The organism is Escherichia sp. HH091_1A (assembly GCF_030295175.1).
GTDB lineage: Bacteria > Pseudomonadota > Gammaproteobacteria > Enterobacterales > Enterobacteriaceae > Escherichia > Escherichia coli_F.
In genome coordinates, this window is sequence record NZ_AP025747.1 from 2,969,592 (window position 1) to 2,982,028 (window position 12,437).

Here is a 12,437-nt window from a genome sequence, read left to right on the forward strand (position 1 = left end):
GACATAATATTATTGTATATATTATGTCTGACACTTTTAGTTAACCATTGAACATCATATGTCCCAAATAATCATAGAATGTAAACAGATATTCTCTGGTGTGTCGTTATGTTGGTCTTATCTTTAAAAACAATCAATGTAGTAATACTTAAAGACTTTATGTAGATTTAATTAATAAATACAAAATCAGAATATTTCACTCGATTTTCAATAAAAATACATGCACGCCATCAAAAAAAAGAAAAACCTCATAACTAATGTGAATGCATTGGATATAAAAACCACTAAAGGAATTTATAGTGATTTTGCATTTATTTATTGCTAACATTCAATCTTGATTAAATTAATTAATTTATATTCAAGATACAAAACCATTATTCCACTGTGTTATTACCAGTTTCAATAACAAGAAAGATAATAAAATTCGTGATATGTAAAATATGATCACAATTAGGACAGAAAAAATTTGCCCGGTATACGCGTACGCAACCGGGCATATGAGCTTTTAAATTGCTTTTGCCATCTTCAGATTACACGGGCTCATCTGCCAGTTGAATTGACCGTTTCCACTTTCATCAAGTGTTACGCTGGCAATCGCTGAAGTGGTAAACATAGGCGGCGTTTCGCCCGGACATAACTCGGCAACCAGATACCCGACTAATGGTAAGTGGGAGATAACCAGTACCGACTCGACACCTTCGTTGGTCAGTGCCTGGAGATACGCACTGACCAGACCAACATCGCCACAGGGCGTTAGCTCAGGCAGAACTTCTACACTGGAAGGCAGGTCCATACAATCCGCCACTTCTTCCAGTGTTTGCTCGGCTCGCAGGAACGGGCTCACCAGAACACGTTCGATTTCCACTTTTTGACCTTTCAGCCAGTTCGCCATCAGGCGAGATTCGTCACAACCATTAGTGGTCAGAGGACGAACCGAATCACTGGCGGCATCGAGGGCTGCGTCGCCGTGACGCATGATAAAAACTTGCATATTGCACCGCTTTTGTTAACCAGATTCGCCCATCGTGTTTCATCTGAAACCAGAGAAACACGACGGTGGCCGGCATTGTGCCTTATCCATTCACCGAATGAAACGCTGTTTTTTACCTCAATGGCGTAAGTATAGTCAATATGCGTTTACATTTTGACCAACACTCCGCCATTCAGCGCGGATTCATATAACTTTGACCTTCTTATTGCAGGTCAGTTGCAGTTGTTTTCCAAAAACTTTCCCCACGTTCGCTCATCTCAACTAAACGATCGCAAGGGGTAAAACGAGAACCGTACCGCGCGGTCAGACGTTGCATTATTGCAACCACTTCTGCCGCACCGAGAGCGTCGATATAGCGAAATGGGCCACCGAGAAACGGCGGAAACCCAATTCCAAATACCGCGCCGATATCCCCGTCACGCACGCTACGGATAACCTGCTCGTCCAGACAACGTACAGCTTCATTCAGCATCATCATCACACACCGTTCAGCAACCTGCGGTGCGGAGAGTCGCCCCTGCCCTTGCGCGCCAATCAGCGGATAAATAGCAGGATCGACCTGTTTTTTGCTTTTACGCCCTTTCGGCCCATAAAGATAGAAACCCCGACCATTTTTTCTGCCTTTGCGATCGTCATTCAAAATTGAAGAAACAACATTTGCAGGCGCGCTAAAACGTTCTCCATAAGCGGCTTCCAGTACAGGAATAATTTTAGTCCCGGTGTCGATTCCTACCTCATCCAAAAGTTGGATTGGTCCCACCGGAAAACCAAACTTGACCAGTGCGGCATCGATATGCTCAACCCGTTCACCTTCAGTCAACATGCGGATAGCTTCATTGATGTAAGGCGCTAAAATGCGATTGACATAAAACCCGGCTTTGTCACGCACAACAATTGGCGTTTTTCCCTGTTTTTTCGCCAGTTTTACCGTTGTAGCGATGGTTTGCGCCGATGTCCCCGTATGGGGAATGATCTCCACCAGCGGCATTTTTTCTACCGGGCTGAAGAAATGAAGACCGATAACCTGCTCCGGCCGCGAGGCGTGAGCGGCAATATCGCTAATTGGTAAAGATGACGTATTCGAAGCGAAGATGGTATGAGTGGCGCAATTTTCCTCTACTTCCGCCACCATCTTTTGTTTTAATTCGAGATTTTCAAACACCGCTTCAATAATTAAGTCACGATGGGCAAAGCCGCGATAATCCGTTGTTCCCGAAATTAATGCCAGCTGTTTGTCACGTTCGCTGGCTTTGAGATGTCGGCGGCGCACTTTGCCCTCCAACTGATCCCAGCTGTACTTCAATGCATGATTTATGCCCTGCGGGTTGATATCTTTAATTCTGACCGGCAAGCCCGCTTTACAAGCAGTAACATAAGCAATACCGCCCCCCATCAAGCCACCACCTAAAATTCCTACGCTATTTAACGGCGCGGGCGGAGCATCACTGCCCGGATCTTTCTTCACTTCGGTACTGGCAAAAAAGATACTACGCAGAGCCTGCGATTGTGGTGTCATCGCCAGTTCACCAAAGGCACGGGCTTCCGCGTCATAGCCGCTACTGGTGCCTTGCGCTAATCCGGTTTCGATGACTTCAAGAATGCGTTTTGTCGCCGGATAGTTCCCCTGAGTTTTCTGCTCTGTTTTCTTGCCGACCATTTTGAACAACAGTGCACGACCTAGCGGCCCCGCCAGAATACGCTCGCGTACAGGTAGCGGGCGGGAAGATAGTCGATCCTGCTTTGCCAACTCAACGGCGGATTCCAGTAAAATAGAGTGCGGAACGACATCATCCACCAGCCCCAGTTTGAAAGCCTGCTTTGCCCGTAGTTGCTTGCCTGTGAGGATCATCTCCAGCGCGGTGCTGACGCCAATGAGGCGCGGCAAACGCTGAGTACCGCCTGAACCTGGCAATAATCCAAGCTGAACTTCCGGCAAGCCAAGCACCGTTTTAGGATCGTCACTGCAGACGCGGCCATGACACGCCAGTGCCAGTTCCAGCCCGCCCCCCAGGCAAGCGCCATGAATAGCCGCGATAACCGGAACAGGCAGAGCATGAATCTCCGCCATTAACTGTTGCCCCTGCCGCGCCAGCTCTTCCGCTTCTTGCGCCGTTTTGCAGTTGCCGATCATGTTGATGTCTGCTCCGGCGATAAAGTTGTCCGGTTTCGCTGAGATAAATACAACTCCACGTAATTCTTTGTTTTCGCGAAGTTGCTTAATAATGGTGCGCACCTGCGAGGCAAACTCCGCCTTCAGGGTATTCATTTTCTCACCGGGAACATCGATGGTGATGACTGCAATGTTGTCCAGACGAACATTAAGAGTAAAAGCTGATGCCATTTCCATTATTCCGCCTCCAGAACCATTGCCGCACCAAGCCCACCAGCAGCACAAGCGGTCACTAAGCCAAATCCACCGCCGCGACGGCGAAGTTCATGCAATGTCTGGGTAATCATCCGCGCTCCAGTCGCTGCGAAGGGATGCCCGTACGCAATGGAACCACCAAGCACGTTAAACTTACTATCGTCCACTTCACCAGTAGCATGGGAACGCCCCAGTACGTCGCGCGCAAAACGTTCGCTGCCAAGCAACTGAATATTAGCCAGCGTCTGGGCGGCAAAGGCTTCGTGCATGTCAATCAATGTCAGATCGGCCATCGTCAATCCAGCGCGTTCCAGCGCCAGCGGCGTTGACCAGGCCGGGCCGAGCAACATGTCCTGCCAGACATCAATAGCGGTAAATGCGTAGCTACGCAGATATCCCAGCGGCACCAGGCCCAATTCTTTCGCCCGTGATTCAGTCATCAGGATCACCGCCGCTGCGCCATCGGTCAGCGGCGTACTGTTTGCTGCCGTTACCGTCCCGTGTTTGCGATCAAACGCCGGACGCAGCTTTGCGTAATCAGCAAGCGTGGAATTGCCGCGAATATTGTTGTCTTCCGCGAGCGGTTGTTTATAAGGAGGAACGTAGGCGGTCATTACCTCTTCTTTGAGCTTATCTTCTGACCATGCCTGAGCAGCACGCTGATGTGAACGGTGCGCCAGCGCATCTTGCTGTTCGCGAGTAATACCGTAGGTTTTCGCCATTTGTTCGGCGGTGTCGCCCATCCGCAAGCCTGTGGAATACTCCGCCACCGCAGGCGGTACGGGCATTAAGTCACGCAAACGCAGGCGAGAAAAAAGTTTCAGTCGTTGGCTCATCGTACGGGCTTTGTTGACATCCACCAACACGCGCGCCAGTTTTTTACTAACACCAATGGGCAATACGGAAGAGGAATCTGCCCCGCCGGCAATCCCCGCACGAATAGTTCCCGCCATCAGGCTTTCGGCGACGTTTGCAACCGCCTGAAAACTGGTAGCACAAGCGCGGCTGACGCTGTAAGCATCGGTATGGACATTCATTCCGGTGCCAAGAACAATTTCACGCGCAATGTTGGGGGCTTCAGGCATTTGTACGACCTGACCAAAAACCAGTTGTTCAATCACTTCGGCGGGGATCTCGCTGCGTGCCAGCAATTCGCCTACGACAATCTTCCCCAAATCAACAGCGGGAATGCCATGAAAAGCCGTCGCCTGACGGGCAAAAGGCGTACGTAAGCCGCTAACAATGGCGATACGATCGCCCTGGCGGGTAATCAGCGGTAAAACCTGACCCATAACACTCCCCTGTAAAAAAAATAAATAAAGTGGTCTGACCTGATCATAGTCTTAACCATTTTTTTACATTTAGCCAAGTGGAGAAAAGGGAAAGTGGGAGCTATGACACAGAGAGAAAAGAGGAAGAGAAAATAAAAACGCCCCCGCCATGAACTGACAGGGGCGTATATACCCGAGAGGAATTAACGCAGACCCAGCTGGAAGATCAACATTTCAGCTTCGCAGGCAAAAGTGAAATCGATATCCAGGCGCACACCGTCAGACTCTTCAGTGAAAGTCGGGGTGATTTTGCAAGGTTCGGATTCAACGCTACGGGCTTTTTCAGTCAGCGCCGCCAGCGTTTGTTCTGCTTCTGCGCGGTTTGCAAACACGCGGCTGTAAGACGCGGTGCAGTCGGAGTTGTCCATAATGGTGCCAACATCCATACAGCAGCAAACCGGGGTTTCATCAGCACTACATTTACTCATCGTTGATTTCCTCTGTATGTGCACCTAAGGTGCCAGATAAACGTTGGGGATATTTTACGCTTCCGGAAAGTGCTGCTCCAGTTGTTAATTCTGCAAAATCGGATAAGTGACCGAAATCACACTTAAAAATGATCTAAAACAAAATTCACCCGAATCCATGAGTGCGCCACCTCCAAATTTTGCCAGCTGGATCGCGTTTCTTAGATCATATTTGAAAAAATATAGAAACATACTTGCAACATTCCATCTGGTCAGACCTATACTCTCGCCACTGGTCTGATTTCTAAGATGTACCTCAGACCCTACACTTCGCGCTCCTGTTACAGTACGTAACATAGTTTGTATAAAAATAAATCATTGAGGTTATGGTCATGAGCCAGAAAACCCTGTTTACAAAGTCTGCTATCGCAGTCGCAGTGGCACTTATCTCCACCCAGGCCTGGTCGGCAGGCTTTCAGTTAAACGAATTTTCTTCCTCTGGCCTGGGCCGGGCTTATTCAGGGGAAGGCGCTATTGCCGATGATGCAGGTAACGTCAGCCGTAACCCCGCGTTGATTACCATGTTTGACCGCCCGACATTTTCTGCGGGTGCGGTTTATATTGATCCGGATGTAAATATCAGCGGAACGTCTCCGTCTGGTCGTAGCCTGAAAGCCGATAACATCGCGCCTACGGCATGGGTTCCGAACATGCACTTTGTTGCACCGATTAACGACCAATTTGGTTGGGGGGCTTCAATTACCTCTAACTATGGTCTGGCGACAGAGTTTAACGATACTTATGCAGGCGGTTCTGTCGGTGGTACCACCGACCTCGAAACCATGAACCTGAACTTAAGCGGTGCATATCGCTTAAACAATGCATGGAGCTTTGGTCTTGGTTTCAACGCCGTCTACGCTCGTGCGAAAATTGAACGTTTTGCAGGCGATCTGGGGCAACTGGTGGCTGGTCAGATTATGCAATCTCCTGCTGGGCAGACTCCTCAGGGGCAAGCATTAGCAGCTACCGCCAACGGCATCGACAGTAATACCAAAATCGCTCACCTGAACGGTAACCAGTGGGGCTTTGGCTGGAACGCCGGGATCCTGTACGAACTGGATAAAAACAACCGCTACGCTTTGACCTACCGCTCTGAAGTGAAAATTGACTTCAAGGGTAACTACAGCAGCGATCTTAACCCGGCTTTTAATAACTACGGTTTGCCAATTCCTACCGCGACAGGTGGCGCAACGCAGTCGGGTTATCTGACGCTGAACCTGCCTGAAATGTGGGAAGTGTCGGGTTATAACCGTGTTGATCCGCAGTGGGCAATTCACTATAGCCTGGCTTACACCAGCTGGAGTCAGTTCCAGCAACTGAAAGCGACATCAACGAGTGGCGACACGCTGTTCCAGAAACATGAAGGCTTTAAAGATGCTTACCGCATCGCGTTGGGTACCACTTATTACTACGATGATAACTGGACCTTCCGTACCGGTATCGCCTTCGATGACAGCCCAGTTCCGGCACAGAATCGTTCTATCTCCATTCCGGACCAGGACCGTTTCTGGCTGAGTGCAGGTACGACTTACGCATTTAATAAAGATGCTTCAGTCGACGTTGGTGTTTCTTATATGCACGGCCAGAGCGTGAAAATTAACGAAGGCCCATATCAGTTCGAGTCTGAAGGTAAAGCCTGGCTGTTCGGGACGAACTTTAACTACGCGTTCTGATAACGCGTTAGCTTAGTTAAAGTCACCTGCTATGCAGGTGACTTTAACTCCCTCTCTTCACCGAAAGTAGTTTCCTCATTGCTTGCCTCCTGAGTTTTGCAAACAGCCTGATGGCAGCTTGCCCTTGCAAATTTGTAAGCGTTATCCACAGACAGGCCTGAAGGGAAAGACAGATTATCAGGCATTCTGCTCGTCCTTCTCAATGAGTTTACTTTTCTGAATTTCCAGGATACTCAAACCACCCTGGCTATTATGCACTCATACACTCAAATTAAAGATAGGTTCTAAATAAATGAGCGTTTTTTGATAGTCTATTTTATTAGGTAATATATATTTGCAACAAATCAATCAACGTGGAATAAAATCATGCTACCAGCTGTTTCAATCAACAATACCTGCCCAACTTACACAGAATCCACCAATGAAAATAACAATAATGAAGTTAATGGATTAGTACAAGAGTTCAAAAACCTTTTTAATGGCAAGGAAGGAATAAGTACCTGTATTAAACATCTACTTGAGCTTATAAAAAATGCCATACGAGGAACCGGTGAACTTGATAGAATAATTATCAATAATTCCTCAGTTACTTATATTGATATTGGCTCCAATGATACAGACTATATTACTATTGGTATCGACAACCAAGAACCAATAAAATTATCTGCGAACTATAAAGACAAAGAACTCGTCCGTACTATCATTAATGACAACATAGTTGAGAAGACTCATGATGATATAAATAATGCTGAATATACTGATGATGGTATTATTGGTATTAATAATCAAGAACCAACAAAATCACCTGCGAACGATGAAAACAAAAAAGTCGGTCAAACCATCATCAGTGAAAATGTAGTAGAGAATACTCATGATATCCATAACAAGGAAATGATCTTCAGCGCAATAAAAGAAATATATGATGGAAATCCTGGTTTTATCTTCGATAAAATATCACACAAACTCAGACATACGGTAACGAAACTTGATGAGAGCGGGAAAAGCGAACCAACGGACTTATTTACCTGGTACGGTAAAGATAAAAAAGGCGACTCTCTCGCTATTGTAATTAAAAATAAAAACGGAAATGATTACTTATCTCTCGGTTACTACGATCAGGACGACTACCACATTCAAAGAGGAATTCGTATTAATGGTGATAGTCTCACCCAATATTGTAGTGAAAACGCCAGGAATGCTTCAGCGTGGTTTGAAAGCAGTAAAGCTATCATGGCAGAGTCATTTGCAACAGGTTCCGATCATCAGGTTGTAAACGAGCTCAACGGGGAAAGACTGAGAGAACCTAACGAAGTTTTTAAACGTTTAGGTCGAGCAATAAGATACAATTTTCAAGTGGACGATGCAAAATTTAGACGCGATAATGTAAAAGAAATAATTTCTACTTTATTCGCTAACGAAGTTGACGTTGACAACTCTCAAAATGAATATAAACAGTTTAAGGAAATCGAAGATAAAGTTGAAAAAAGACTTCAAAATCGCCAGATGAAATATCAAAGTGAAATTAAACAACTCTCTGCGTTGGGTGTTAATTTTGATGATAATTAAAATTATTTGTCCAGTTTTTTGATTTTTCAACGTCTGAATATCGGAAACAGTCAGTGACGAACATCAGTATTTTTACATAATTTCGTCCGGGTCATTGTCGGTTTGTCTCCTTTTACTTGTGGTAATTGATGGATAACAACAAAAAAGGTGAGTTTTGCGACTCACCTTTTTTATTTGTTTCTTATTCAGAATCGATATCTTTTAACTCATCCTGAATCGCTTGCGCGTTCGGGTTTTCCTGCGGTTTGAGTTCGCCGCCATTGGCGATGAAATCATGACGCTGGAAGTACGCTTCGCGCACCATAATGTATGGGTCGGACGACTGACGCAGCAGGCCGTCGGAATCCAGCAGTTGCGCACGGGTTTCGATACCTTCAAGCGTCCATTTACCCACGGACATCGGCCAGGTCAGCCAGGAAAGTACCGGGTAAAGACCATCCGCCATATCACCGCCGTCATCACGCAGCGTGAAGCTACCGTAGAACGGTAATTGTACGTACGGCCCATAACCCACGCCATAATGACCAAGCGTACTACCGAAGCGGTGAGGTTCAGTCCGTTGCAGTTTCGGGTTCGCCATCCCCGCAACATCAATAAAGCCGCCCATCCCCAAAATAGTGTTCAGGAAAAAGCGGGTAAAGTGGACCATCCCCTGATAAGGGTCGCCCTGCAAGAAGTAGTTAACCATCACCGCAGGTTCTTCAAGGTTGCCGGTAAAGTTGCTCAAACCGTTACGCGCCGGTTGCGGAACATAATCACGCCAGGCGACTGCGACCGGTCGAACAATATACGGGTCTAATACATTGAAGTTGAAGTTGTACATGGTGCGGTTGAACCCTTCTAATGGGTCAGAACGCCCTTGCTGATCTGTACCAGAACTCGCACACCCCACCAGAAGCGTAGTTCCAAGAGCAAGCGCCGACAGGCGAAGCTTCATAAATGTCTCCCTGTTTTTTTTATGGCTTATGCAGTTTGCCATCCATGACGGAACGATACCGTATCCGCCTGTTTAGGTGTGGGCGATTGTAACAGCACGTCAACTGATGTCCAGACGCCCTGATTTGCTGATTTGATCATAGCCTGGTAATCGACGCCCTGTAGGCTACTTGATTCTATAGAAACAGAAAAAGGCAAACACAGCCTTTTCTACATTTTCAGAGTAACTCCCGCCAGTTGCGAGCAAAAAAGCCGCTACGCTTTAGCTATACGTGCTAATTCAAGAGAAGAGACCATGGACAACGACAAAATTGATCAACACAGCGACGAAATTGAAGTTGAGAGCGAAGAAAAAGAACGCGGCAAAAAAATAGAAATAGATGAAGACCGACTCCCCTCCCGGGCGATGGCAATTCATGAACATATCCGCCAGGATGGTGAAAAAGAGCTGGAACGCGACGCAATGGCGCTACTGTGGTCAGCCATTGCGGCGGGTCTGTCGATGGGCGCTTCACTACTGGCAAAAGGGATATTTCATGTCGAACTGGAAGGCGTGCCGGGCAGTTTCTTGCTGGAGAATCTCGGTTATACCTTTGGCTTTATTATCGTCATTATGGCCCGCCAGCAATTATTTACCGAAAACACCGTGACTGCGGTACTACCCGTCATGCAAAAACCGACAATGAGCAACGTCGGCTTACTTATGCGGTTATGGGGCGTCGTGCTGCTGGGGAATATTCTCGGGACAGGTATTGCGGCGTGGGCATTTGAATATATGCCTATCTTTAATGAAGAAACTCGCGATGCATTTGTAAAAATCGGCATGGATGTGATGAAGAACACCCCCAGTGAGATGTTTGCCAACGCGATCATTTCCGGCTGGCTGATCGCCACTATGGTATGGATGTTTCCTGCAGCGGGTGCGGCAAAGATTGTAGTGATTATATTAATGACCTGGCTTATCGCCCTCGGAGACACCACCCACATCGTTGTCGGTTCTGTAGAAATCCTCTATCTGGTATTTAACGGCACGCTGCACTGGAGCGATTTCATCTGGCCCTTCGCGCTGCCTACTCTGGCAGGAAACATCTGCGGCGGCACCTTTATCTTCGCGTTAATGAGTCATGCACAGATCCGTAACGACATGAGCAACAAGCGCAAAGCAGAAGCACGACAAAAAGCAGAACGTGCGGAAAACATTAAGAAAAATGATAAAAACCCGGCATAAATGGCGAGGGTTTAAGCAATCGAGCGGCAGTGTACTTACCCCGCTGAGCATTAGCGGGTATACTCATGCCGCATTGTCCTCTTAGTTAAATGGATATAACGAGCCCCTCCTAAGGGCTAATTGCAGGTTCGATTCCTGCAGGGGACACCATTTATCCTTCCAACGAAATCTACCTTCCCCGCGTAAAAGTTGGGTTTGGCAGCACACTTGCCCTAAATCTACTCATTTTCCCTGCAACAGGTTGAAATCTCAGCACTGTGCGGCGATGACTAAACAGCCCCGGGCCTGGCAATGTAATCATCACACAGAATCCTGATCGCGAAATCTGGCTTGACTCGATACTTCACTCCGCAATGCATTCCTTGATGGATTAGCAGGCCCGTGATACACGGGACAGGTCGCTGAATTACGACAATTTCCTGGAAATCAGCGAACCGCGTATCCTGAGTACATTTGAGCGACTGTTCCAGAACATGAATGAGGCGTTTGGATTAGGCGATTATTAGCCGCGCTAAGCATTTTGGTATTATTATTTTCCGGTTGAGGGATATAGAGCTATCGACAACAACCGGAAAGAGTTTACGTCTATATTGCAGAAGGTACAGGCGTTTCCATCACCATTTGCTCACGTTTTTTACTCAGGAAGAAAATGCCAAATAACAACATCAGGCAGACAATACCCGAAATTACGAAGAAAACCGTCTGGTAACCTGCATGGTCAAAAAGTATTCCAGTCGGCGTTGAAAGCAACACAATCCCCAACGAACTGGCAATTTGAAAACCAATCAGAAAGATCGTCGACGACAGGCGTTTATCAAAGTTTGCCACGCTGTATTTGAAGACGGAAATGACACACAGTGGAACCTCAATGGCATGTAACAGCTTCACTAATGAAATAATCCAGGGATTAACGAACAGTGCGCAGGAAAGAATACGCAACGCCATAATCACAACACCGATAAGTAATGCATTTTTTGGCCCTACCCGATTAACAAAGAAAGGAATAATGGCCATGCACAGCGCTTCGAGTACAACCTGGAATGAGTTGAGATAACCATACAGGCGCGTTCCTACATCGTGTGATTCGAATAAACCTGCATAAAAAACAGGAAAGAGCTGTTGATCAAAAATGTTATAGAAAGACCACGTCCCCACAATAAATATGACGAAAATCCAGAAGTTTCGATCCTTGAAAACTGCAATAAAATCCTCTTTTTTTACCCCTCCCGCATCTGCCGCTACGCACTGCTGATCCTGATATTTAAAACGCATGTTGATCATCATAAATACAGCGCCAAATAGCGAAACCAACCAGAAGTTGATATGGGGACTGATACTGAAAAATATGCCAGCAAAGAACGCGCCAATCGCATAGCCAAAAGATCCCCAAGCGCGCGCTGTTCCATATTCGAAATGAAAATTTCGTGCCATTTTTTCGGTGAAGCTATCAAGCAGACCGCAGCCCGCCAGATACCCTAAGCCAAAAAAGAGCGCCCCCAAAATTAGACCTACAGAAAAATTGCTTTGCAGTAACGGTTCATAAACGTAAATCATAAACGGTCCGGTCAAGACCAGGATGAAACTCATACACCAGATAAGCGGTTTCTTCAGACCGAGTTTATCCTGGACGATGCCGTAGACCATCATAAATAGAATGCTGGTAAACTGGTTGACCGAATAAAGTGTACCTAATTCCGTCCCAGTCAACCCTAGATGTCCTTTCAGCCAAATAGCGTATAACGACCACCACAGCGACCAGGAAATAAAAAAGAGAAATGAGTAACTGGATGCAAAACGATAGTACACATTTCTGAATGGTATATTCAGTGCCATAATTACCTGCCTGTCGTTAAAATATTCACGTCCTATTCAGAGACAAG

General features: G+C 46.7%; 10 protein-coding genes and 1 tRNA gene. 5 read left to right on the top strand and 6 right to left on the bottom strand.

The window, feature by feature from the left end:
* Positions 1-505 precede the first annotated feature (505 nt).
* From sixA to QUF14_RS15005, 4 genes are all read right to left on the bottom strand, one after another.
* On the bottom strand, positions 506-991 hold the full coding sequence (gene sixA / locus QUF14_RS14990; RefSeq protein WP_001195813.1) for a phosphohistidine phosphatase SixA: 486 nt from the start codon (positions 989-991) through the stop codon (positions 506-508).
* Between the two features lie 202 nt (positions 992-1,193).
* A complete protein-coding gene (fadJ, locus tag QUF14_RS14995; RefSeq protein WP_000425048.1) occupies positions 1,194-3,338 on the bottom strand; it encodes a fatty acid oxidation complex subunit alpha FadJ in 2,145 nt (714 codons plus the stop codon).
* Positions 3,338-4,648: an acetyl-CoA C-acyltransferase FadI gene (fadI, locus tag QUF14_RS15000; protein ID WP_000531904.1), complete on the bottom strand. Its 1,311-nt coding sequence runs from the start codon at positions 4,646-4,648 to the stop codon at positions 3,338-3,340. Before fadI ends, fadJ begins: the two co-directional genes overlap by 1 nt.
* Before the next feature lie 182 nt (positions 4,649-4,830).
* Positions 4,831-5,115, bottom strand: coding sequence for a YfcZ/YiiS family protein (locus QUF14_RS15005; protein ID WP_001296261.1), 285 nt, complete (start codon positions 5,113-5,115; stop codon positions 4,831-4,833).
* A gap of 371 nt (positions 5,116-5,486) precedes the next feature.
* On the opposite strand from QUF14_RS15005, the gene fadL reads away from it, so the two are divergent.
* Both fadL and QUF14_RS15015 read left to right on the top strand, forming a co-directional pair.
* Positions 5,487-6,827: a long-chain fatty acid transporter FadL gene (gene fadL / locus QUF14_RS15010; protein ID WP_024212069.1), complete on the top strand. Its 1,341-nt coding sequence runs from the start codon at positions 5,487-5,489 to the stop codon at positions 6,825-6,827.
* Between the two features lie 366 nt (positions 6,828-7,193).
* The gene (locus QUF14_RS15015; RefSeq protein ID WP_000936158.1) at positions 7,194-8,393 is read left to right on the top strand and encodes a hypothetical protein; all 1,200 of its coding nucleotides are present in this window, start codon (positions 7,194-7,196) and stop codon (positions 8,391-8,393) included.
* 181 nt (positions 8,394-8,574) lie between these two features.
* Here QUF14_RS15015 and mlaA read toward each other — a convergent pair whose 3' ends face one another.
* Entirely contained in the window at positions 8,575-9,330 is a 756-nt protein-coding gene (gene mlaA, locus QUF14_RS15020; protein ID WP_000776770.1) for a phospholipid-binding lipoprotein MlaA, read from the bottom strand.
* A gap of 294 nt (positions 9,331-9,624) precedes the next feature.
* Here mlaA and QUF14_RS15025 point away from each other — a divergent pair, with 294 nt between their 5' ends.
* From QUF14_RS15025 to QUF14_RS29065, 3 genes are all read left to right on the top strand, one after another.
* Entirely contained in the window at positions 9,625-10,557 is a 933-nt protein-coding gene (locus tag QUF14_RS15025; protein WP_000368131.1) for a formate/nitrite transporter family protein, read from the top strand.
* 75 nt (positions 10,558-10,632) lie between these two features.
* Positions 10,633-10,707 (top strand) — tRNA-Arg (locus QUF14_RS15030).
* Between the two features lie 251 nt (positions 10,708-10,958).
* Complete coding sequence (locus tag QUF14_RS29065) at positions 10,959-11,063, top strand: DUF4942 domain-containing protein (protein WP_462606792.1); 105 nt, start codon at positions 10,959-10,961, stop codon at positions 11,061-11,063.
* Between the two features lie 79 nt (positions 11,064-11,142).
* Here QUF14_RS29065 and cscB read toward each other — a convergent pair whose 3' ends face one another.
* Positions 11,143-12,390 carry a sucrose MFS transporter gene (gene cscB / locus QUF14_RS15040; RefSeq protein WP_001197033.1) on the bottom strand — a complete coding sequence of 416 codons (1,248 nt, stop codon included), beginning with the start codon at positions 12,388-12,390 and terminating at the stop codon, positions 11,143-11,145.
* Positions 12,391-12,437 lie beyond the last annotated feature (47 nt).

Bases quoted from the DNA above. Each gene is read 5' to 3' on its own strand.
- sixA (WP_001195813.1), bottom strand. From the start codon at position 991: ATGCAAGTTTTTATCATGCGTCACGGCGACGCAGCCCTCGATGCCGCC.
- mlaA (WP_000776770.1), bottom strand. From the start codon at position 9,330: ATGAAGCTTCGCCTGTCGGCGCTTGCTCTTGGAACTACGCTTCTGGTG.
- fadL (WP_024212069.1), top strand. From the start codon at position 5,487: ATGAGCCAGAAAACCCTGTTTACAAAGTCTGCTATCGCAGTCGCAGTG.
- cscB (WP_001197033.1), bottom strand. From the start codon at position 12,390: ATGGCACTGAATATACCATTCAGAAATGTGTACTATCGTTTTGCATCC.
- QUF14_RS15015 (WP_000936158.1), top strand. From the start codon at position 7,194: ATGCTACCAGCTGTTTCAATCAACAATACCTGCCCAACTTACACAGAA.
- fadI (WP_000531904.1), bottom strand. From the start codon at position 4,648: ATGGGTCAGGTTTTACCGCTGATTACCCGCCAGGGCGATCGTATCGCC.
- fadJ (WP_000425048.1), bottom strand. From the start codon at position 3,338: ATGGAAATGGCATCAGCTTTTACTCTTAATGTTCGTCTGGACAACATT.
- QUF14_RS15025 (WP_000368131.1), top strand. From the start codon at position 9,625: ATGGACAACGACAAAATTGATCAACACAGCGACGAAATTGAAGTTGAG.
- QUF14_RS15005 (WP_001296261.1), bottom strand. From the start codon at position 5,115: ATGAGTAAATGTAGTGCTGATGAAACCCCGGTTTGCTGCTGTATGGAT.